General features: G+C 40.8%; 18 protein-coding genes. All 18 read right to left on the bottom strand.

What is annotated here, in order from left to right:
- Positions 1 to 280 precede the first annotated feature (280 nt).
- The 18 genes from recA to rnjB all read right to left on the bottom strand — a co-directional run bounded on the left by recA (position 281) and on the right by rnjB (position 23,701).
- Entirely contained in the window at positions 281 to 1,321 is a 1,041-nt protein-coding gene (gene recA / locus MHH54_RS08380) for a recombinase RecA (RefSeq protein ID WP_003211102.1), read from the bottom strand.
- Between the two features lie 177 nt (positions 1,322 to 1,498).
- A complete protein-coding gene (locus MHH54_RS08375; RefSeq protein WP_226805207.1) occupies positions 1,499 to 2,749 on the bottom strand; it encodes a competence/damage-inducible protein A in 1,251 nt (416 codons plus the stop codon).
- Between the two features lie 16 nt (positions 2,750 to 2,765).
- Positions 2,766 to 3,347, bottom strand: a complete 582-nt coding sequence (gene pgsA / locus MHH54_RS08370) for a CDP-diacylglycerol--glycerol-3-phosphate 3-phosphatidyltransferase (RefSeq protein WP_044141864.1) — start codon at positions 3,345 to 3,347, stop codon at positions 2,766 to 2,768.
- Between the two features lie 75 nt (positions 3,348 to 3,422).
- Positions 3,423 to 4,334: a helix-turn-helix domain-containing protein gene (locus tag MHH54_RS08365; RefSeq protein WP_003212257.1), complete on the bottom strand. Its 912-nt coding sequence runs from the start codon at positions 4,332 to 4,334 to the stop codon at positions 3,423 to 3,425.
- A 23-nt stretch (positions 4,335 to 4,357) separates the two neighbouring features.
- The gene (locus MHH54_RS08360) at positions 4,358 to 5,149 is read right to left on the bottom strand and encodes a DUF3388 domain-containing protein (RefSeq protein ID WP_003211480.1); all 792 of its coding nucleotides are present in this window, start codon (positions 5,147 to 5,149) and stop codon (positions 4,358 to 4,360) included.
- A 131-nt stretch (positions 5,150 to 5,280) separates the two neighbouring features.
- Positions 5,281 to 5,538, bottom strand: coding sequence for a DUF3243 domain-containing protein (locus tag MHH54_RS08355; RefSeq protein ID WP_003211590.1), 258 nt, complete (start codon positions 5,536 to 5,538; stop codon positions 5,281 to 5,283).
- A gap of 73 nt (positions 5,539 to 5,611) precedes the next feature.
- Positions 5,612 to 6,340 carry an SDR family oxidoreductase gene (locus MHH54_RS08350; RefSeq protein ID WP_003212491.1) on the bottom strand — a complete coding sequence of 243 codons (729 nt, stop codon included), beginning with the start codon at positions 6,338 to 6,340 and terminating at the stop codon, positions 5,612 to 5,614.
- Positions 6,341 to 6,371: 31 nt separating this feature from the next.
- Positions 6,372 to 9,491 carry an MMPL family transporter gene (locus MHH54_RS08345; protein ID WP_342500853.1) on the bottom strand — a complete coding sequence of 1,040 codons (3,120 nt, stop codon included), beginning with the start codon at positions 9,489 to 9,491 and terminating at the stop codon, positions 6,372 to 6,374.
- The gene (locus MHH54_RS08340; RefSeq protein WP_003212512.1) at positions 9,469 to 9,945 is read right to left on the bottom strand and encodes a MarR family transcriptional regulator; all 477 of its coding nucleotides are present in this window, start codon (positions 9,943 to 9,945) and stop codon (positions 9,469 to 9,471) included. Before MHH54_RS08340 ends, MHH54_RS08345 begins: the two co-directional genes overlap by 23 nt.
- Positions 9,946 to 10,098: 153 nt before the next feature.
- On the bottom strand, positions 10,099 to 11,391 hold the full coding sequence (locus MHH54_RS08335) for a pitrilysin family protein (RefSeq protein ID WP_003211037.1): 1,293 nt from the start codon (positions 11,389 to 11,391) through the stop codon (positions 10,099 to 10,101).
- Positions 11,388 to 12,668, bottom strand: coding sequence for a pitrilysin family protein (locus MHH54_RS08330; RefSeq protein ID WP_003212075.1), 1,281 nt, complete (start codon positions 12,666 to 12,668; stop codon positions 11,388 to 11,390). Before MHH54_RS08330 ends, MHH54_RS08335 begins: the two co-directional genes overlap by 4 nt.
- A gap of 145 nt (positions 12,669 to 12,813) precedes the next feature.
- Complete coding sequence (locus MHH54_RS08325; protein ID WP_342500852.1) at positions 12,814 to 15,930, bottom strand: MMPL family transporter; 3,117 nt, start codon at positions 15,928 to 15,930, stop codon at positions 12,814 to 12,816.
- A 317-nt stretch (positions 15,931 to 16,247) separates the two neighbouring features.
- Positions 16,248 to 17,480 carry an MFS transporter gene (locus MHH54_RS08320; RefSeq protein ID WP_340989469.1) on the bottom strand — a complete coding sequence of 411 codons (1,233 nt, stop codon included), beginning with the start codon at positions 17,478 to 17,480 and terminating at the stop codon, positions 16,248 to 16,250.
- A 99-nt stretch (positions 17,481 to 17,579) separates the two neighbouring features.
- A complete protein-coding gene (locus MHH54_RS08315) occupies positions 17,580 to 18,305 on the bottom strand; it encodes a GntR family transcriptional regulator (RefSeq protein ID WP_050944992.1) in 726 nt (241 codons plus the stop codon).
- A 164-nt stretch (positions 18,306 to 18,469) separates the two neighbouring features.
- Positions 18,470 to 20,842: a DNA translocase FtsK gene (locus tag MHH54_RS08310; protein ID WP_342500851.1), complete on the bottom strand. Its 2,373-nt coding sequence runs from the start codon at positions 20,840 to 20,842 to the stop codon at positions 18,470 to 18,472.
- 110 nt (positions 20,843 to 20,952) lie between these two features.
- Entirely contained in the window at positions 20,953 to 21,189 is a 237-nt protein-coding gene (locus MHH54_RS08305) for a YlzJ-like family protein (RefSeq protein ID WP_003211099.1), read from the bottom strand.
- Entirely contained in the window at positions 21,186 to 21,914 is a 729-nt protein-coding gene (locus tag MHH54_RS08300; RefSeq protein ID WP_342500850.1) for a ClpP family protease, read from the bottom strand. Before MHH54_RS08300 ends, MHH54_RS08305 begins: the two co-directional genes overlap by 4 nt.
- A 119-nt stretch (positions 21,915 to 22,033) precedes the next feature.
- Positions 22,034 to 23,701, bottom strand: a complete 1,668-nt coding sequence (gene rnjB / locus MHH54_RS08295) for a ribonuclease J2 (RefSeq protein ID WP_003212233.1) — start codon at positions 23,699 to 23,701, stop codon at positions 22,034 to 22,036.
- Positions 23,702 to 23,763 lie beyond the last annotated feature (62 nt).

Here is a 23,763-nt window from a genome sequence, read left to right as displayed (position 1 = left end):
TGGTTTTACAAATAAAGTGTCGGCATGTACATTGTTTTGTGTCTCAACATACAGGGCCTTCACAGGGAATGAGATCCTCACTGCCCTTGTCAAGTTTAAATTAGTTATCAATCATGTTAAGAAAAACAAGTGATACATTTCCATTGTAATTGTGTCGGAAATACTTGTCAAGCTAGTCAGACTGAAGCGTAAGTCGTTATTTCAAGCAAAGACAGAACTTTTGACCTGCTAGCTGTCATGTAAATGTAAAAAAAAGACGCTTTTCAGCGTCTTTTAGTCTTTAAATTTCCAATTCCTCTTGACCTTCTTCTTCTTCAGCTGCTTTCACTCCGTTTGTATCCAAACCGTAGTGCTCTCTAATTTGTTCTTGAATCATGAGAAGAATATCTTTGTTTTCTTTAAGGAACTGTTTCGCATTTTCGCGGCCTTGTCCAAGACGTTCCTCTTGGTAAGAATACCAAGCACCGCTCTTTTGTACGATATCTAGTTCGCTTCCAAGGTCGATGATTTCGCCCTCTTTTGAAATTCCTTCACCGTACATAATGTCTACTTCTGCAATACGGAATGGCGGTGCTACTTTGTTTTTCACTACTTTAATTCTCGTTTTATTCCCCATAATGTCATTGCCCTGCTTCAGCTGTTCAGCACGGCGCACTTCTAAACGAACAGATGAATAGAACTTCAGCGCACGTCCACCTGGCGTTGTTTCAGGGTTACCGAACATGACCCCAACTTTTTCACGAATTTGGTTAATAAAGATGGCAATGGTTTTTGATTTATTAATGGCACCAGATAGTTTACGAAGTGCTTGGGACATCAAGCGTGCTTGTAGACCAACGTGTGAATCACCCATGTCTCCTTCAATCTCTGCTTTTGGCACAAGAGCAGCTACTGAGTCAATAACAACAATGTCAACTGCACCACTGCGGACAAGAGCTTCTGCAATTTCAAGTGCTTGTTCTCCTGTATCAGGCTGAGAAAGTAACAACTCATCAATATTGACACCTAGTTTTTGAGCATAAACTGGATCGAGCGCATGCTCTGCATCAATAAATGCAGCTTGTCCTCCCTGCTGCTGAACCTCAGCAATGGCATGAAGTGCTACTGTCGTTTTACCAGAACTCTCTGGACCATATACTTCAATAATACGACCGCGAGGATATCCACCTATTCCTAGTGCAGTATCAAGTGCTAACGAACCACTCGGTACTGTTGAAATACGTGTATCTGTTCGCTCTCCTAGTTTCATAATAGAGCCTTTACCAAACTGTTTTTCTATTTGTTTAAGAGCCATATCTAAGGCTGCTTGACGATCACTCATTCTATTGTTTCCTCCTTTATCAATTCCACTATCTATACTATACCTTGTTTCACGTCATTTGCCAAGAAAAAAACGAACACATATTCGATTTTTTTCTTGGCAGATTTTTAAGAAAAGAGTGATTTCTATTAGAAAAAACACTCTTTTATAAAGGAGTAAACCTAACAAAAAACAAAATTAACTCTCTTTTAATAAATTGAGCAAGTGATGCAGTCCGTATTTCACAGCGCGCTTTCGAATACCCGACCGGCTTCCTGTAAACATCCATTCAAACACGTCTGTGTGGTCTTTCGTAGATAGCCCGATAAACACTTTTCCGACAGGCTGTCCCTCATGGGTATCAGGGCCCGCTACACCCGTAAAGCTAATGCCAATATCACTTCCCGTAAGCTTTCTAGCACCTTCAGCAAGCTCTAAAGCACACTCTTTGCTAACAGCACCATGAGAAGACAATGTTTCCTCCCGGCAGCCAAGCACCTGCTGTTTGACTTGGTTTGTATAACAAACGATACTGCCGCTTAAAATCGACGATGCACCTTCAAGGTCTGTCAGCCATTCAGAAAACATTCCGCCTGTCAGGCTCTCAGCCGCTGCCACTGTTTTCCCGTGTTCGTGCAGGGCCTTGGAAGCTTCACGGACAAGTGATGTATCACCATACCCGTAGAAGTACTCTCCTACACGCGCTAAAATTTTCGCTTCCGTTTCTTTTAACAGACGCTCCGTTTCTTTTTCATCCTCATGCTTAGCCGTGAGCCTAAGTGTCACTTCACCGTCAGATGCGAGAGGTGCAATCGTTGGGTTGGTTTGAGCATCAATTAAATCTTCTAGGTCTGTTTCAAGCTGTGATTCACCGATTCCGAAAAAGCGGAGAACAACAGACACGATTTTTTCCTTCAAATCCAGTTTCTCACATATCAGCGGCTTCGCCTCGTTCTCAAACATTGGATGCAGTTCACTTGGTGGTCCAGGAAGTAGCATATAAAACGTATCGTCTTCTTGAATAAACATACCTGGGGCCATCCCAAACCGGTTCACGAGCACATCAGATCCTTCTAGAACGAGTGCCTGCTTCCGGTTATTCGGTGACATGTCTCGTCCAGTCTTTCGAAAGTATTCTTGAATGGATTCAAATGCTTCTTCATTTAGCACGAGCTCTTTTCCAAGTGTACTCGCGATGGTTTCTTTTGTTAAATCATCTTTCGTTGGTCCAAGACCACCTGAGAAGATAATAAAATTCGATCTTTCCTGCGCCACTTGAATGGCCCTTTTTAAACGCTCTGGATTGTCACCAACTGCTGTATGGTAATACACATTCACACCAATTTCAGCTAGCTGTTTGCTGATGAATTGTGCATTCGTATTCGTAATTTGCCCTAGCAAAAGTTCGGAACCGACTGCAATAATTTCTGCTTTTCTCTCTGACTTCAAAGCGTACACGTCCTTTTTAGTTAGCATTCTTTAAAGATTCCCAGTTTTTCACAAAGTAATCCCAGCCTGACACAACAGTGAAGAACACTGCTACCCACATCGCAAGGTCACCAAACGGGAATGATACAAGTTCGAACGGCAGGTTATGCAATAGAAGAGCTGAAATCGCAATGATTTGCGCCCATGTTTTCACTTTTCCAAGCATATTAGCCGCTACCACTTCACCGCCTCCGGCTAGGACAAGTCTTAGACCAGTTACAGCAAATTCACGGCTAATGATCACAATCGCCATCCATGCCGGCGTGAGGTTGTACTGAACAAGTATAATTAAAGCAGCTGAAACAAGCAATTTATCTGCAAGCGGATCTAAAAATTTACCAAAATTCGTCACTAAGTTCAGTTTACGCGCATAGTACCCATCAATCCAGTCCGTTGTCGAAGCAACAATAAACAGGATTGCTCCAACAAGATGCGTCACTTCGATGCTGACGTGACCAAAACGTGCAACGCCCCAATCTAAAGGTGCAAGCATAATAATCATAAAAACAGGGATCAAGGCGATCCTAGAAAGAGTTATTTTATTCGGTAAGTTAAACATGAATTTCAATCCTCCAATAAGCCATTTTTTTATGTATATATAATAGTAGGAACAAAAGAAAAGTCATCTACTTGCTTAAGATGACTTTTCCTTTCCTTTATTCACAATCACAATGTTTTGTGTCATGGTGTTCTTAGGGTCTAATTCGTACTTAAGTGTCTCGTCATTCACCTTAATATCAATTCCAGTCGCATTGCCTAGACGGATATCGACCTGAGAGAGCTCAGACAGGTCTGTTTTAAACGATTCACCATCTTTTAGTTCACCCATTTTCAGCACTTTTCCAGATTCGTCTCTGACGCGCAGCCAAGAAGCTTTTGTAGCAGAAATGGTTAACTCCATCTCATCTGCGCCTGACACTTCATACGTTGTCGTTGAGCCTTCTGTATTCGCTGCCTTCAAAGAGACCGTTTCATCGTCTTTGGATGAATCCTTTGATGAGTCATCTTTTTTAGATGATTTTTCTTGATCATCTGACGAAGCTTTTTCTTTTTTCTTTTGATCCTTGGCAAGAGATGAATCCTCAGATACTTCATACTTAGATTCTGACTGCTGAGGAGCCGTCTGGTTGTTCTTCTGTCCGCTATCATGATTGACCGCCTGCACGATGACATAAATGATCGCGATGACCACAAGGACGCCTCCAATAATCAAAATGGTCGGCAGCAACTCAAGCACCTTCGAGGCAGGCTTAGGCAGCTCTCTTTGCGGCTTAATATTTGATAATTTATCAGATACTTCATCGTTATACGTGCTCGGCACATCTTTACGAAATTCTTCGAACAATTGTTCAGGATTTAGTCCAACGGCTTCGGCATATTGTTTAATAAACGCTCTGACGTAAAATTTACCTGGAATAATATCATAGTTTCCTTGTTCGATTGCTAGCAAGTAGCGCTTTTGGATTTTGGTCACCGTCTGAAGATCCTCCAGCGACATCCCTTTTTCCTCTCTGGCCTCAATGAGCCGTTTTCCCAATTCAGTCAAAACAAACACCTACCATTACCATATTAAAAATCGAAGCCAGAAAAACCAGAATGATCAAACACTTGTGGTTCTTCAGCGTGCTCATATGTAATCTCTTCGTCTGCACTATTACGCAATTCAATGATATAGTCGAAATCATCCATTGTATATTCTGAATTTTGAATAAAGATGTCTGGATGCTCAACTACTTTTGTTGCCGGCAGTCTCATAATTTCTCTTAAAAGCTGCAAGTGCTTCTCAGAACCTCTTCGCGTCGACACAATTCCATCAATAATAAAGACGTTATCTGGGCTGTATTCATCCGCAATCAGCTGGCTTCGGATCGTCTGTTTCAAAAGAGTGGACGATACAAAAAGCCATCTCTTGCTGGCACATACACTTGAAGCCACAATTGATTCTGTTTTTCCGACACGCGGCATCCCGCGAATCCCAATCAATTTATGTCCTTCTTTTTTAAATAGCTCAGCCATAAAATCAACAAGAAGACCAAGCTCGTCCCTTTCAAATCGGAACGTCTTTTTGTCATCTGCATCACGCTGAATATATCTGCCGTGACGAACCGCTAAGCGGTCACGAAGTTTTGGCTGTCTTAATTTCGTTACTTTTATCGTTTCCATTGTATTTAAAATTGATTCAAGGCGCTTAATTTGATCTGTATGGTCACAGCGCAGAAGCATTCCGCGTCTTGATACATCAACACCATTAATTGTCACAATATTAATTGAAAGCATCCCCATTAGAGATGAAATGTCTCCTAAAAGTCCGGGACGGTTTACCTGTATCTCATATTCAAAATACCATTCGAGCTTTGCCAAATGATATTACCCCCTTCATTGTGGCAAATTTTTACCTTCCTATATCATAAAGCATTTTCACATTTTTAGAAAGCACAATGTTGTGAAACAGTTAAAATAAAAAGAGAGGCACAAACGACCCCTCTTTTTGTTTAGTGCGAGCTATTATTTTCAACCAGTTTGACCATCATATTGGCAATAGCGCGCTGCTCATCTTCTGATGCAACGCTCCAAAGGTCAGCAAGTACTCTTTCTTGCTCGTTCTTTGCTTCAACTTCGTTAGCTAAATATCCGCCAATTTCATACGCAAGGTTATTGATGGTATCATCTTTTAAGCCTTTATCCTGCGCATGATTTAAACGGTCACCTAAAAAGTTTTTCCAATGGTCCCAGTTCTCAAGTACTGACATGTCGATTCCTCCATTCGAAAAGATGAATTACAGCCATAGCTTTTGTCATGGAGAGACGAATTATACACGTTTTTTAACAGTACCATCCGCCATTAACGGATAAAATTTGACCTGTCATATAACTTGACTGCTTTGAGGCGAGAAACCAAATGACATCTGCAATCTCCTCAGGTGATGCAAGCCGGCCAAGCGGGATTTCTTCCTCCAGCATGTCAATATCTTCTTGTGTGAAGCTTTTCATCATGTCTGTATGGACAGCACCTGGCGAAACAGCATTTGCTCTAATTCCACTTGGGGCAAGCTCTTTTGCCAGACCTTTAATAAACGCATTTTGCGCCCCCTTTACCATGCTATACAGCACTTCACACGATGCACCTGTTTCTCCCCATATTGAGCTTACCGCAACAATATGACCTGCTTTTTTTTGAATCATGGCTGGCAATAGGTGCTGGGTGACCTCATATGGACTTGTGACATGAAGCTGCACCATACTGGCTAATACGTCTTTTTCTGTATCTGTCACTAATCCGACATGACTCTTACCGCTATTTAATACAAGAATATCTGGACATACAGGCAGACGGCTGACGAGCTCATCTGCTCCGCCCGTTTTAGCTAAATCCGCTTGAACGACATGCGTCTGAATATGACATGTTTCTTCCAGCTCAGCGGCAAGCTGAACGGCTGTCTGTTCATTTTTGTGATAATGGAGTATCACATGGCAGCCTTCCTGGGCAAGCTTTTTTGCCGCAGCCTGCCCAATCCCGCCACTGGCACCTGTTATCAGCGCCCAACGACTCATCACATGGATTCCTACTTTCTATTTGAAATATCTATTCTTTTCGTTTAAATGGGAACCAGTTCGCTGATCCGAACAATTTCACCATCACAGGTACGAACAATGGTAGCACAACGAGTGCGTACAGCAAAAGTCCTGTGAGAACAAGTGTTGCAATCTGCAGGAGAGACAGCACTCCTGAAGGAAGCATGGCTGCAAATGTTCCTGCCAAAATAACAGCAGCAGACATAATGACAGAGCCCATATTCTTCATTGATTCGGTCATCGCAAACTGAATGTCTTTTGTTTTGTATTCATTGAACCTCTCCATTAAGAAAATCGAATAATCGACTCCGAGCGCCATTAATATGACAAATCCAAAGAATGGAACTGCCCAGTTAATGCCCGGATATCCGAAGAAATGAGTGAAAATAAATTCTGTCATTCCGATAGCTGTAAAGTAAGTCAAAATAAGTGAACCTACCAAGTACAGTGGCATCACAAGCGAACGGAACAGGATCACAAGGATGAGGAAAATACCGATCATCATGTAAAGAACCGTCTTATTGAAATCTTGGTCTGACAGCTGTTTTAAATCAGCATTCATACTTGATACACCTGAAACACCAAATGATGCATCTTTTAAATTTGTTTCAGGAAGTGCCCGCTCGACAGAAGCTTCTACTTGTTTGATCGTCGACAAGGCTTCATTACCATATGGATTTTTTTCTAAAATGACATCAATCTTTGTCATCTTGCGGTCATCCGACATGTATGAATCAAATACTTGCTTAAATGCTTTGTTTTTCAGCACGTCTTTTGGGATAAACCAGCCGGCCATGTCTTGATCTGGTGCATTTTTCAGTTCGTCTAAGTAGTCACCTGCACCCATTAATCCGCTTGAAATTTTCTCTAAGCCATCGACGCTTTTGTTCAGCCCATCTGTCAGTTTGGTCAGGTCATCACCAAAACCGCCAATCTTTTCTTTCATTTGTTTTTGACCATCAATCACTTGCCCGGCACCATTTGCAAGCTTTGGCATATTATCAGCTATTTGCCCTTGACCTTTAGACGTTTTATCCAATCCAGTTTCAATTGCATCTAAGCCAGCAATGAGTTCATCGATTTGACTCGTCAAAACGTTTTGCTGCTCTCTAGCTTTTGCGATAAAGGCATCCGCTGCTTCAAGCTGTTTTCTAGCTTCTTTCGCTTGTTTGGCATAGCTGTCTGCCTGTTTTGCGCCTTCTTGCAAGGTCGTAGAAAGTTCATTATATGAAGCTTTGATGGCTTGATACGATTGATTTTCTTTCACTTGCGGAATTTGTTTTTCAAGTGTACTAAATTGTTTATTTGCTTGTGTGATTAATGCTTTTACATCCGCTGCGGCAGAGGAGGACGTATCCACCTGCGCCAATGCTGCCTTTAATTCTTTGGAAATGCTTTTATACAGCGACACTTGCTGATTTACTTGTGCGACTTGAGTCGTTAATTCTTTTTTCGCACCTTTAATTTTTTCTTTAATCTGTGCAACACCGTTTTTGTTTTGATCGATTCCGCCTTGTAAATCTCTTAACGATTTTTCGATGTTTTGAATGCCTGTTTTCACTGATTCTGTACCAGAAATCAATTTGTTAATGCCTTTTCCAGATGATTTGATTTGCGGCGTTTGATCCTCAATGGATTGACTCATTGTCGTCAGTGCATCTTGGATTTTTTTCAAGCCTTCATTACTTTTATCAAGTCCGGTATTTAGTTCTTTTGCTTGTGATTTCACGTATAGATCACTCAGCCCTTTACCGACAGGACGTGTCGCACTTCTCACTTTACTTACGCCATCTGTTTGTTCAATTGCACGGCTGAGTTTTTCAACAGCAATCAGCCCTTTATTGTTGTCTAACAGATCAGCTGATTTCACGACAATCGTTGCCGGTAGAGCTTCTCCTGGCCCAAATTTGTCGGAAATCGTATTGAATGCATTGACTGATTCATATTTATTACCGATTTCATCTAAGCTATTATAAGAAAGCGTTCCTTTATACATGAGAATGGGAGGAAGCGTAATGACTCCTACGATTAGTAAACTGAAAAGTGGTTTTTTAAATGAAAAGCGTCCTGCTGTTTCCCACATTTTTGACTGCGGATGCGCAATATCACCTTTAATCGGCCAAAATAACACTTTTCCTAAAACCGCCATAAAGAACGGAACAATCGTGAGAAGCGCCACAATGAGCACAGCAACACCAACTGCTACTGCAACAGCTGATTTATAGAGCTGAAACTGTGCCAGGCCAATACATGTAAAACCGATGAGCACAGCAATTCCGCTGAATAAAACAGTCTTTCCTGCTGTTTTATACGTAATGAGAATTGCCTCAATTTTATCTTTACCGTGTGCGATTTCTTCTTTAAAGCGGCTGAGAAGTAGAATGCAGTAGTCCGTTCCTATTCCAAACATGATCGCGACCATGAAAATTTGGGTAAAGGTCGAGAGCGGGAAGTCGAGATATTTAACTAAATAAGCCACGATGGATTGACTCACCAAGTAAGACAAAGCTACTGCGACTAATGGAACGAAAGGCGCCACAGCTGATCTAAAGACAAGGACAAGAACGATAAGAATAAACCCAATCGTAATGAACTCTGTTTTCTTCAGACCTTCTTGCGAGCTTGTGATCACGTCATCATCAATTAACGGCTGTCCTGTCATTTCATATGTTAGATTTAAGCTCTTCAGCTTTTCATTGACTCTTTCTTTAAAATCGGAAGCTTTGATTTTGTTTGAGTCATATGTAACTGGAACAAGGAGCGTCGTGCGATCTTTAGAAAGCATCTGTTTTTTGATATCTTTATTGGCGTCAAAATAAGAAGTGATGTCCTCGACATGTAGATCTTGGTCCTTTTCTAAAATCTCCATTGCCTTTTTTAAAGATGTTTCTCTTTCTTTGACGATGTTTTTTTCTTGAAAGACAATGACAATTGATTTTTCTGTATCACCGTTTTCAGACATTTTCTTTAATAACTGATTTGCATATGAGGACGGATAGCCGTCTGGTACTGAAATTTGCCCTTTTTCTTTTGTTAATTGCGCCATATTAGGGGCGGTGATGAGTAACACTGCCGCTAATACGATCCATAAAATCGTGATCAGCCATCTACCCTTTATGATTGCTCTCATTAGTACTTTGTGCCTCCTCTTCGATGATTACTTGATAGATCTTTTCATATGTTTGAATAAATGATTCCATTTCTTTTTCTTCCAGCTTTTCAAAATAAGATCGAACGAGATCCTGAAGCTGCTTTTCCATTCGGCTGACCACATCTTTGCCCTCTGGCGTGACGTAAAGGTGAACATTTCTTCGATCGGCTTTATCGTGCTCACGGACAATATAGTTTTTTGTAAAAAGACGATTGGTCATGGAGGTTACCGCACTTTTATTCACATTGCATACATTTGCAAGGTCAGTTGACGTACATCCAGGATGTAAATTGATGTATCGAAGTGAGTAATACTGATCAAGTGTCAGCTCTTTATCAAGCTTTTCCGTGATCATACTTGATACCTTTTTTTCCATCATGAGATAGACGTCTGCATATCTCTGAATGAGCTGTGCAATTTTATTTTGTTCCATACGCTGCTCCTTTTTTAGTTTAAGTGTTTAACTATTAAAGAGTTTAACTAATGAACAAAATGATTGTCAATGAAAATCCTCACACATCACAGGCTTTTATTCATTAGACATAAAAAAGACAAACTCATTTGATCTGAGTTTGTCTCTCTTTATTTATTTTGTTTTCGGGACGACTTTGAAAACGGACATCCGTTCTTCATCAATTTCTTCCTCTAAAATTTGCTGAATGTCGGTTAATTGGATCTGTTCCAGCATGGTCACAACATCAAATAAGCTCATATCTAAAAATGCATATCGAGTGAATTGGTTCGCAATGTATTCAGGAGAGTTCATGGCTTTTAAAAAGCTGCCGATTTTCTTCTTGCGCGCGAGCTCAATTTTCTCTTCTGAGATCAAGTTCTTTGCTTGAAGAAGGGTTTCTTTTAATACTTTTGCCAGTTGATCAGGATCATTTGTGTCTCCGCCAACTGACGTGAAGCCAAAGCCGCCTTCTTCCGTATAATCGTAGCTGAAGGTCTCATCAATTAAGCCTTTTTCATACATTTGTTCATATTGTAAGGAGCTTTTACCAAACAGTGTCTCTAAAATGAGATTCATTCCGAGCTCATGTTTTAGCAGCTCATTTCCTTTTTTATGAGGATTTTTTGTTTTCAAACCGAACATACATTTTGAGCCTTGTACGTTCATTGGAAGTTCGTATTCTTTTCGGTACACACCTTCAGGCTCATTGATTTCTTTTCGTTTGATCTCTGGCTGGTCTGTAAATGGCTTTTTCGCCTGATTTGCTCGAACTTGATCTAATATTTGCTTCGGATCAACGGGACCGACAACAAATAGAAGCATATTGCTCGGGTGATAGAACGTTTCATAGCATTCATACAAATGATCTTTTGTAATCGGAGCAATGCTTTCTACTGTTCCAGCTATATCAATTCTCACGGGGTGCTCTTGATATAGATTTTCAATCAGACCGAAGAATAAACGCCAGTCCGGATTGTCATCATACATGTTAATCTCTTGACCAATGATGCCTTTTTCTTTTTCGACCGTTTTTTCAGTAAAATAAGGTTCCTGAACAAAATCAATGAGTGTCTCAAGATTTTGTTCGACATTTGAGGTGCTTGAGAATAAGTAAGCTGTTCTCGTAAATGTCGTAAAAGCATTTGCGGATGCTCCTTGTTTACTAAATGTATGAAATACGTCTCCGTCTTCTTTTTCAAACAGTTTATGCTCTAAGAAATGGGCAATTCCGTCAGGCACTCGAATCATGTCTTCTTTGCCAAGCGGCACAAATTCGTTATCGACAGAGCCATATTTGGTTGTAAAGGTCGCATAGGTTTTGTTAAACCCTTGCTTTGGGAGCACATAGACGTCAAGTCCGCTCTCCATTTTTTCGTGATAGACCGTTTCTTGCAGCTGGTCGAATTGAATTGTTTTCACTGTCATGAAGCACCCTCCGTTCCTTTAAGAAAATAGGTCGTATCCCATTCGATTTTCTGACCCACTTTGATGATGTCCTCTTTTGTCACTCGGTCAAGTGCTTCTAAAAAGGAATCAAGCGTTTCCCCTGTTGGCACAACGGCATGCTGATACAGGTATTCCGCTGTCCCATAAGATGTATCGATCGTTTCAAGCAGCTGATTTTTGACGACAGCTTTTGTTTGGTCAATCGCTTCATCTGAAAAATCACCTTTTTGCATCGCTTCAAATTGTTCTTTTATGATGTCTACTGCCTGCTGATAGTTGCCGACTTCAATCCCTGACATGACCATCATCAAGCCTTTAAAGCTCTCAAGTCTAGACACAGCGTAGTACGCAAGACTTGCTTTTTCCCGAACATTGATGAATAGCTTCGAGTGTGAGAAGCCGCCGAATATGCCATTAAACAAATGCAAAGCCGGATAATCGTCATCTGCAATCGTCGTATGCGTGCGAAAGCCGATATTCAGTTTGCCTTGCTTCACGTCTTCTTCGTCGATGACTTCTTTTGCTTCTCTTTGCGTGCTTGCTGATTCAGCGTGTTGTTTGACCGGTTCTCTATTACTTGTTTTGAAGTATTGAGAGACCATTCGGCTGATGTCTTGTTCGTCTACATCTCCCACAACATAAAGATCAAGCTGATTTGTTTGAAGCGCATGCTTATATGCTTCAAACAGCGATTGAGCTGTGATCGTTTCGATATCTTCCATTTCTCCATTGACGTGCAGTGCATACGGTTCACCTTTGCACATTTCCTGCACAAGCCTTAAGTTCGAGTAACGCATTTTATCATCATACACTGCTTGAATTCGCTGTTTTAAAGTACGTTTTTCTTGATCTACATATAATTGACTAAACGCTCCATTTTCAACATACGGATGGAATAGTAGATCAGATAGTAAGGCAATCCCTTTTTCTAGTAAAGGGGTTTGATCCTTTAAATATTTCTCATTCGCCATTTCCAGGCGGAAGGTAATGATGTGATTCTCCCCTTTTTTCGCCATGTCTGCTGAAACCGTAGCACCATAAAGCTCATCAAAATAAGCACGCAATTCTCCTGTTTTCGGCATTTTCTCTGTTCCTCTTAACAGCACATGCGGGAAAAGTGAACGCATGGTGACGTCATCTTTCGATAGAGGCGCAAGCATTTTAAAAAGGATTGTGACCGTTTTAAATTTTTCTGTTTTGACAATATGAGTATGAAGACCAGGTGTGTCTAGTGTCTTCTCTTGTAAGTACGTCATGAGAAACCTCCTTTGTTCATCCTATTTATTATGTATTAGAACATAGCTGATATATACGTAAAACAGCCATTTAATAGACATTATATCAATCAGAGGAAAGGATAGGAAATAAAAACGCCTCTGCTATAAGCAGAGACGCCGGTCGTTATTTCATTCTAAAAGGCCACCAATTCCATTTACCGAAAATACGAACCATGACCGGGATGAAGAGCGGTAATACAACAAAAGCATATAATAAAAGCCCAATGAGTATGACCGTTGCAATTTCAACAAGTGATAATACACCGGACGGCAGCATAGCGGCAAAGGTCCCCGCTAATATCGCGACTGCTGAAATAATGACGGAACCCATATTTCTCATCGCTGATATCATTGATGCTTGCACATGCTCTCCCTTCCATTCATTAAAGCGATCCATTAAGAAGATCGAATAATCAATGCCAAGGGTGACAAGAATGACAAAGCTGAAAAATGGGACAGCCCAGCTGAGACCGTCGTAGCCAAAAAATGTTTTAAAGATCCATTCTGTTAAACCGACGGATGTAAAATACGTTAAAATGAGTGAAAGTGTTAAGTATATCGGCATGACGATTGACCGTAATAATATAATTAAAATGATAAAGATGCCAACTACCATGAAAATGACCGTTCGAATAAAGTCACCGTCAGATGTTTCTTTTAAATCTACATTTAAACTTGAGATACCAGACACACCGTAATTTGCATTCTTTAACCCGCTGACAGGTAAATATTGATCAAGGGTGTCCTCAATTTTCGCAACGCCTTTCATCGCTTCATTGCTGTATGGATTCACATTTAAAATAACTTCAAAGGTTGTTAATTTACGATCTGGAGACATATACGTATGAAAGATTTGCTTAAATTCAGGGCGTTTCAGTACTTCTTCTGGAATAAACCAGCCTGTTATTTCTTCATCTGGCGCTTTCTGAAGCTGCTTTAAATAGCCGTCCGCCTCTGTGAAGCCGCTTTTGACCTGCTCAAGCCCTTCAATACTTTCATCTAAACCATCTGTTAACAATGTGAGTTTTGATGAAAGCTGGCTAAATCCTTTTTTGATGGCTTTTTGACCGTCTGTCAGCTGGTCTGCGCCATCTTCAATTTTAGGCATTTCTTTAATCAATTGTTTTTGACCCTCATTTGTTTGATCAAGACCGGCATAAATTTGATCCAGTCCTTCCATGAGCGCTTGTACTTGACGTTTTACTTCTTTTTGCTTGCTTGATAGGCTTTGAATCACTGAATCTGCTTTTTTGATCTTTTCTTTAAAGACAGAGGCTTCCTCTTCATACAGACTCATTTGGTCCCCTGCTTGATCAAGCATTCCTTTTGTGTCTTTGAATACTTTCTTTATTTCTTTATATTCATCCATATCTTTTACTTCTGGAAGCCGTTTTTCAAGTGCTTCAAACGATACATTTTCATACGAACTTTTTACTTTTTTAATGGTGGTTATTAGCTGCTGATTTGATTTCGCATGACGTTCAAGCGTACTCACCATTCGTTTAAGCTCTTGAATCATCGCTTCACTGCTTCGATATTCTTGCTCTAATTCCTTTTTTGTTTCTTTGATTTTACTTCGAATGGTTCCGACGCCATCTTTACTGCGCCTCACCCCATCTTCTAAAGAGATCAGGGACACCCTTACTTCTCCAATGCCGCTTTTGATCGCTTTTGTTCCATCAATCAGCTGATCAATGCCTTTAGCGGATTCTTGAATTTTTGGTTTTTGTTTAAGAAGGGCAAGATTTGTTTCGGTCAAACCATCTGAAATTTTTCCGATTCCTTCATGGCCTTTTCCTAATTCTCCGCCCAGCTCTTTTGCTTGAGAGGTGACGTAAAGCTGACTTAGCCCGTCCCCAACAGGCCGAGTGACACTGCGAACTGTTTTTACTTCGTCAATGTCATTTAATTTACGGGTCAGTTTTTCAATTATGACAATCTTTTCTTGGTTATCTAACTTATTGTCACTTTCAACAAGTACATTCAGGGGCAGCGCTTCCCCAAAGCCAAATTGCTCTGATATCGTATTAAATGCAGACACTGATTCATACTTTGTCCCAATCTCATTTAAGCTGTTATAAGAAAGAGTCCCGTCGTACATCAGAATAGGAGGCACCGTAATGAGTGCAACTAAACCTAGGCTGATCAGCGGCCTTTTAAATGAAAAACGCCCAGCCCATTCCCACATTTTACTTTGCGGGTGGCGAATGTTTTCTCTTTTAGATGGCCAGAAAAGGGATTTTCCAAAAACAGACATAAAAAAGGGAACGATGGTGACAAGGGCGATCAGCAGGATACCAACTCCAACAGCAACACTAACGGCTGATTGATACAATTGAAATTTGGCAAACCCAATGCTTGAGAAGCCGACTAACACGGCTAAGCCACTGAAAAGGACCGTTTTCCCTGCACATTTATATGTGATGATAATCGACTCTTTGACATCACGACCTTGACCGATTTCTTCTTTAAAACGGCTTAACAGCAAAATACAATAATCTGTTCCTATACCGAACATAATCGCTACCATAAAAATCTGAGTAAAATTAGATAGAGGAAATTGCATATATTCTACTAGAAAAGCCACAATACACCGGCTGACAGCATAAGAAATGCCGATCGTAATGAGCGGAACAACAGGTGCCAAAATCGATCTGAAAACAATGATTAAAATAAAGAAAATAAAAATGATCGTTATAAGTTCAGTTTTCTTCAGACCTTGTTGAGAGCTTTGAATGACATCTGAATCCACAAATTTTTGTCCCGTCATTTCATATGAGACATGATAGGGCTTTAAAACTTCCTCAATTTGTTCTTTAAGCTTCACAGCTTTTGTTTCGTAGTGGTCGAATTTGAATGGAACAAGAAGTGTACTTTTATCCTTTGATAAAAGTTGTCTTTGAATGTCCGGATCTACATGAAAATACGAAGTAATTCCGTCAACGTGGAGGTCTGGAGCATGTGTCATGAGTGCAGATAAAGCCTTTTTTAATTCCTGCTCTTTCTTTGGGAACAGATGTTGTTCGGAGAATACAATGACACCCGTATCTTTTTTCCCGTTTTGATCTGTGAGCTTATCCAATAAGTGAAGTGCCTCAGCTGTTGGTGTCCCCTCCGGAACCTTTAATTGCCCTTTTTCTCTTGTTAATTCCTCTAAATTGGGCGCAGTAATAAACAGAATCACAGCTGTTATCATCCACACCACTAATACAATCCATCTTGCTTTAATTATTTGCAACATAGCTGCTTCAAGCTCCTTCTAGTTCATCAATCAATTTGCTATATTTGAGCGTGTCTGAAGTGCTGACTGCGTCTCCTTCAACGTGCTAATGGCAGGATGACCTATTCAATTGTCTTTTCGTGTTGAAGAAACACACATTCATCATCACCACGCGAACTCAATTTCCGCCTAAAGAAGGACAGAAAATGAATGTTTTTGAACACCTCCCGTTTGGAATAATTTAAAAGATATTACTATACATTAGTTTAACTATCAAAATTTTACATGTCAATTTATAAAAAAGAAAAAAGATGGCAAAATACCGTCTTTTTTCTAGATTAAACCGTTTTTAATTGTTCACTTTCATCTTCTTCATCTGGCTGGATGAAGAAGATGACCAAAAATAGAGAAATAAGACTGCAAATGGTCGAGAGAATAAAAACGATGGAGTCCCCTTTATCCATGAGATAAGCGTAAATCGGAGGTCCTAAAGCGACACCGATAAAACGCATACTGCTGTAAAACGACGTAATGGTTCCGCACTGCTCTTTTTCAATTCCTTCTGTGATCAGGGCATCAAGTGCAGGCAGGACAATACCGATGCCAACACCGCCAATGCTTAAGCAGATAAACAATACATAAAAGCTGTGATTCCACCATAAAAGCATATAGGAAAGTGATAACAAGACCATGCCTACGATTAAAAAGATTCTCATTTTCCCTTTTTCTTTTCCAATTGTTTTCCCAGCAACGTATGAGCTGATGGATAGAAAAAGGAGCGGAATGCTAAGCAGGAGCCCTTTTTTGACACCCTTAATTTGATAAGCTGCCTCTAGGTTATCAGATAAGTAAAAAAGCACACCAAAAAGAAGAAACATAATAAAACCGCCAATTGCAAAAATGGCATACAGCCAGCGTCCCTCATGCTTAAATATGGTCTTTGTTGATTTTAAAAATTCTTTGAATGAAGGTGGGTCCTCCTCTTTTTTCGCGGATTCTACCATGAACAGTACCATGAGAAAGCTGATGATTGAGAAGAGCGGAATAAACCAAAATGGCACAAACCAAAACCATGAAGCCAAAAGCGCCCCAATAATTGGGCTCAATACCTTTCCAGCAGTGTTAGAGGTTTCAATGGCGCCTAGTCCCGCACTGACTTCTTCATCATCATGAAACAAATCTCCAATAAACGGCATCACGACAGGTGCTGCCCCGGCTGAGCCAACACCTTGAAGGACCCTGCCAAATAGAATCCACATGTACGGTTCTTTCATGATCGTTGAGGCAACTGCTGCCACAGCCCCTCCAAGTCCTGCGATTAACAGACACGGCAGGAGTACCTTTTTTCGCCCGATTCGATCTGATAAATAGCCGGCGATCGGAATACATAAGATCGCGACAACGGAGTATACCGTAATAATGAGGGAGACTTGAAAGGAAGTAATGGAAAGTGTCTTTTCTATCTGTGGCAATACGGGAATGAGCATCGAGTTCCCAAGTGTCATGATTAAAGGCACTGATGATAATGCAATAATATTCTTTTTACTGACTGTTTTCTCGCCCAACATCATTCACCCAATTCTATATACTGTTACGTATTAGTGTGGCAAGTTTTACGGGTATTATGTATGGGCAAACAAAAAGCAACCGCTTATGAAAGCGACTGCTCGTTAAAATCGTTTACGTATCACATGAAAGCTGAATTTATCCGCTCGAAAATAATTAAGCGAGTATAAGACCGGCTGATCATCCTGATCATAGTGCATTTGTTTCAGTAGTAATAATGCTGTTTCAGGGTCACATTCTAGTATCGGTGAAACCTGATCGTGGTAGCCGATTGGTTCAATGTCAGCAACTGCATATTTTATCCCGCTATGTGGTTCTCTTCCAAACAGCTCAAAAAGAGACTCTTCTTCATGTGTAAAAGAAGCGGGAAGATGCTTGACCGGAATTTTATCTAAACAGTAAACCACGGGCTGTCCATCTGCCGTCCGAACGCGCTCCATTGAAAAAATCTCATCAGATTCATCACACTGAAAACGAATCACATCATTCTCTGTTGGTTCCCCTTCTTGGGAGGATAAAAAAATGGTACCAGGCGTCATATTGACCTGCTCTATCATTTTCGTGACACTTGCCAGCTGTTCTATGCCTGTTGAAAAGAGTGGTCTTGTGTTGACGAACGTACCCACACCATGCCTTCTAATTAAATATTTCTCTTCTTCTAATATACGAAGGGCTTCACGCAGTGTCGCTCTGCTCACGCCTAAAAGCTTTGAGAGCTCAAACTCAGAAGGCAGCTTTTCTTTTTCGGCATATACGCCTGATTGTATATCTTCTTTAATACGGTCAATCACTTTCAAATATAAATGGCGATTGTCTGTTTTGGTCGACATGTTTTCCCTCCGTCTAATCAATGCAAATGATAAGATGAGAAATCTCTATTCCGAGATAAGTTGAACATAACTATATCATGTTTTTGCAAATAAATAAATAGTCTGACTTCCAGTTAACATAATCATACTATTGTTCACTTCTTTTTTAGAAAGCTCTCTTCGATTTATGAAGAGAGCTCGTCATATTGTTCTTTTGAAAGCAGGACTTCTCTCGGTTTACTTCCTTCATAAGGACCGACAACGCCTCGCTCTTCCATTGCGTCAATCAGGCGGGCGGCCCGGGTATAGCCGATGCGGAATCTTCTTTGAAGCATAGAGACAGAAGCCGTCTGCATGCCGATGATGAGTTCCACTGCTTCATCATATAAATCGTCATCCACAGCTGTAAGCTGATCCTGCGTTTCTTCAGTTGGAATCATTTCTTCTTGATATTGTGCTTTTTGCTGAGTGATCACATGATCAACGACATGTTCTACTTCTTCATCTGATAAAAAGGCGCCCTGCACACGAACTGGTTTGTTTGCTCCAACTGGTAGAAACAGCATATCCCCTCTGCCGAGCAGTTTTTCTGCGCCCCCCATATCAAGGATCGTCCTTGAATCGGTTTGCGAGGACACGCTAAAGGCAATGCGAGATGGGATGTTGGCTTTAATGACACCTGTAATGACATCGACAGAAGGTCTTTGTGTGGCAATAATTAAATGAATTCCGGCTGCACGAGCCATTTGCGAAAGTCTTGTAATAGAATCTTCCACATCAGAGGAAGCGACCATCATTAAATCTGCAAGCTCGTCTACAATGACAACAATATAAGGAAGTTCTGGCTGTTTCGCCTCTTCTGATTGATTCATTCGTTTAATGTAATCATTGTACCCTTCAATATTTCTTGTCCCCGTATGAGAAAATAATTCATAGCGGCGTTCCATTTCACTGACGACTTTTTTCAGTGCCTGTGAGGCTTTCTTAGGGTCCGTTACAACGGGAGCGAGCAGATGCGGAATGCCATTATACACATTTAGTTCAACCATTTTCGGATCAATCATCATCATTTTCACTTCATGAGGTTTCGCTCTCATCAGAATACTTGTGATAATGCCATTGATACACACACTTTTTCCGCTTCCAGTCGAACCTGCTACAAGTAAATGCGGCATTTTGTTCATTTCAGCCAGAACGGCTTCACCCGAAATATTGCGGCCGAGTCCAATCAGTAGCTTCGCATTTGGACGGTCATTTTGCTTCGATTCTAATACCTCTTTTAAAGAAACCATCGCAATTTCTGCATTCGGAACCTCAATACCGATGGCTGATTTACCAGGAATCGGCGCCTCAATCCGAATATCTTTTGCTGCGAGAGCAAGGGCTAAGTCATCACTTAGATTGACGATTTTACTTACCTTCACGCCAACATCTGGATAAACTTCATATTTGGTAACAGCCGGTCCTAAGTGAACCTGTGTGACTTTTGCTTTGACGCCAAAGCTTTGAAACGTTTTTTCAAGCTTTCTTGCATTTTCGTATATATTTTTCTTGTCTGTTTGCTGCCCTGAGTGCTGCGGCTCTGCCAAAATATCCAGTGACGGCAATTCGTAATCTTTGTTTTCAAGTTCAGTAAACGTCATCGGCGGCGCCTCTTTTGGTTCATCAGCTGAATCTGATGGAACCGGCGTACTTTGTACAGATTCTTGAAGAGGCGAAGTCTCTTTTGCCGCCTGCTCTTTTTGAACGAGCGGGGTGAGAATGTCATCTCTGTCAGCAAAGCTTGAGATAATCGGCTGACTATTGTCAGGCACTGGCGCTTCCTCTTCCATTAAGATCTGATCATCTTCGTCCTCTTCTTGAATACGAGACCGTTTTTTCTTTTCGACCGTTTTCTGAGAGGGCGCGCTCTTTTTCGCCTGCCTGATTCCTTTCATATCTTCAACAAACGCTTTCCACTGCTTCACCATAAATTGTGAGACAGGCAGCGTCACTTTTTTCACCATTTCTTGAAGAGATCGATTTGTAATCAGAACAATTCCAATCAGCATCAGAACGATTGCCATGATTTGAGAGCCTGCTTGTGCAAATAAGAAATAAGAAGCAGCAAATAATACGGCACCGATCATGCCGCCTCCTAAATCAGGCGACCCCGTCTCACCTTTCATGTCCATCAAGAAAAGCTCAAATGTATTTCTGATCACACTTTGAGAGCCTATCGCACCCGCAGATGAAAGGTGCTGAAAAAGCTTCACATGAGACAAAAGCAAGATACTCGCAATGATGCAGTATAGCCCTGCCTTTCTCCTTGTCAACATATCTGGGATTTGTTTTTTCCAGAAGATGGTCACGCCAAAAAGAAATAATCCGATAAGGCAGAGAATGAACCATTCACCTGCAAAAAATCGGAATAAATGTACGAAGGTTTGTCCAACGACGCCTAGCTGTAAAATGGCGATGATCGCTATGGCAATACAGACTAACCCATTTAATTCATATTTCAGTTTTAGCTGTTTATTTTGTTTTTTTCTCGTTTTCCGTTTTCTCTTTTTAGCCATACTCATCACCTTACTACGAAAGAAAATATAACCTACCGAAAGATCAGAAAGAAAGCAGCCTGGTTTTGGCTGCATCTTGTTGTAAGTTTTCCCTTTATTATAGCATAGAATCATTCATATGAGTCGGTTTGATTGGAGCCTAATTGTAACTTCAATCGCTTGCCTGGTGCAAGCTCTTGATTCAAAAAGTCCATTGGATTGGTGCTCATGACTTGAACGATTTCTGCTTCATCCTCTTTCATTTCAACCATAACTGGCACGCCTTGGATGTTTACCTGCTGAAGTTTACGGTCTCCTTGTTCCTCTGCGTAAATGGCTTCATATGGCATAGGTGTGTATAAAATCATTGGATCAGCCCCTCGTTTTGAGATGCCCTTTCTCCAATCAGCTCGTTCAACTTTTTAATCGCTTGTCCTACACCGCCTACTTCATTCATGAGTCCGTATTCTGACGCCTCATGACCAACAACATTTGTTCCAATGTCTCTTGTCAAATTGCCTTTTGAGAACATGAGCTCTTTGAACTTCTCTTCTGTAATATTGGAGTGGCTTGTCACAAAGTTAATGACTCTTTCCTGCATTTTATCTAAGTATTCAAAGGTTTGCGGGACACCAATCACAAGACCAGTTAAACGCACAGGATGAATGGTCATCGTGGCTGTTTCCGCAATATAGGAATAGTCACACGATACAGCAATCGGGACACCAATGGAGTGGCCGCCGCCAAGTACAATCGATACAGTCGGTTTTGATAAAGACGCAAGCATTTCTGCAATCGCTAGTCCCGCTTCAACATCGCCGCCTACTGTATTTAAGATGATCAAAAGCCCTTCAATCTTTGGGTTTTGCTCTACTGCTACGATTTGCGGTATGACATGCTCGTATTTGGTTGTTTTATTTTGTGGTGGAAGCTGCATGTGCCCTTCAATTTGTCCAATAATGGTGAGGCAATGGATATTTGTATCTTGCGGCAGCTGTGGTATGGCTGTTTCACCAAGCTGCTGTATTTTGCTCATAATGCTGTCTTTTTCTTCTGGCTTTCGCTCAGGCTGCTGTTCATTTTTTTCGTCCATTTGTCTCCATCCTTTCCTCAAACTCTCCTCCTATTATGAACAAGAAGGCCGTATTCAATCCGCATTCCTCGCACCACATCAAAAAAGCCCAAAGAGCTTATGCTCCTTGGGCTTTCTCATTATACTTCCATAATAATTGGAATGATCATCGGCTTACGTTTTGTTTTTTCATATAGGAATTGATTGAGTACGTCACGCATGGATTGTTTCAATGTTGACCATTCAACAATTGAGTTTTCCGTTTGCTCTTTGACAATCCCTTTGACCATTTCTGTCGCTTTCACAATCAGCTCTTCAGATTCTCTGACATACACAAATCCTCTTGTGATGATTTCAGGTCCAGAAATTAATTGTTTCTTTTGTTTATCGAGCGTAATGACGACAATTAAGATACCATCTTGAGACAATAGGCGTCTATCGCGTAACACAATGTTCCCGATATCACCAACGCCAAGACCATCGATCAAAATATTGCCTTGGTGAACTTTTTCACCAATCTTGACGTTCTGTCCTCTAAACTCCACAACATCCCCTTTATCAATCAAGAAAATGTCACTTCGTTTCATTCCCACTTCTTCAGCAACACGAGAATGTGCTTTTTGCATACGATATTCGCCATTCACCGGAATTAAATACTTCGGTTTTAGTAAGTTCAGCATGAGCTTTAACTCTTCTTGGCAGCCATGTCCAGAAACATGCACACGTTTTTGTGCAAAAATGACTTGTGCGCCGCTTCTTGTAAGGAAATCCACTGTTTTTGAATAGGTAAGTTCTTGTCCAGGAAGAGGTGTAGATGCAATCACAACCGTGTCATCTTTTTCAATATGAAGCTGTTTGTGATTTTGTTTCGCCATTTTTGTTAACGCAGCAAGAGGTTCTCCGTGGCTTCCAGCTGTCAGGACGACCACATCGTTTTTCGCCATTTTCTTCACTTCTTGAACTGGTACAAATAATTCTTCGTCTGCTGTGACATAACCAAGTTTGATCGCCAGCTGAAGAGTCGTCATCATATTCTTTCCTGCTACGGCAAGCTTACGGCCATTTTGATTTGTTGCATTAATGATCTGCTGCACTCGGTTAATGTTAGATGAAGATACAGCCACAATGACACGATTTTCAGCATTGTACATCGCATTTGAGATTTCGTCTTGGACGAGCGCCTCAGAAGGTGTATAGCCTGGTTTTTCAGCATTGGCACTGTCTGAAAGAAGTGCTAAAACGCCATTGTTTCCAATTTTCGCAATCTCTCCGATGTCACAGGCTTGGTTAAGCGCTGGGGTTTGATCAAATTTAAAATCACCTGTGCATACGATTGAACCAAGAGAGGTTTTGAAGCTGATCCCAACTGAATCAGGGATGCTGTGATTCGTTCTAAAGAATGATACCTTTGTTGTTTCAAACGTAATGACTGATTTTGCATGTACCTCACGCAAATCAGCTTTTTGATTGAAGCCATACTGTTTTAATTTTTCTCGAAGTAACGCAAGGGTCAGCTTCGTTCCGTAAACTGGTACAGACAATTTGCTTAAGCAATGGAATACGCCTCCGATTGCTTCATCATGTCCGTGGGTAAGAAAAATTGCTTTCACCCGATCAGCACGTTCTGTTAAATAAGAGATATCAGGAATGACAACGTCAATGCCTAGCATTTCGTTTTCTGGATGCATCAAGCCTGCATCTACCACATATATGTCCGAATCAATTTCAATGACATATAAGTTTTTCCCGATTTCTCCAACGCCTCCAAGTGCAATAATTCTTACGTTCTCTGTATTTTTCTTTTTCAAAATTCTTATCCTCCTAGTCTCAAGCCCGTCCATCATCGCTTAATGCTATTATAACTGAATCT

Origin of the sequence: Bacillus sp. FSL K6-4563 (genome assembly GCF_038630405.1) — a bacterium.
Taxonomy (GTDB): Bacteria; Bacillota; Bacilli; order Bacillales; family Bacillaceae; genus Bacillus; species Bacillus pumilus.
Note: the sequence above shows the minus strand (reverse complement) of the source record. Positions and strands in the feature narration are given on the sequence as shown.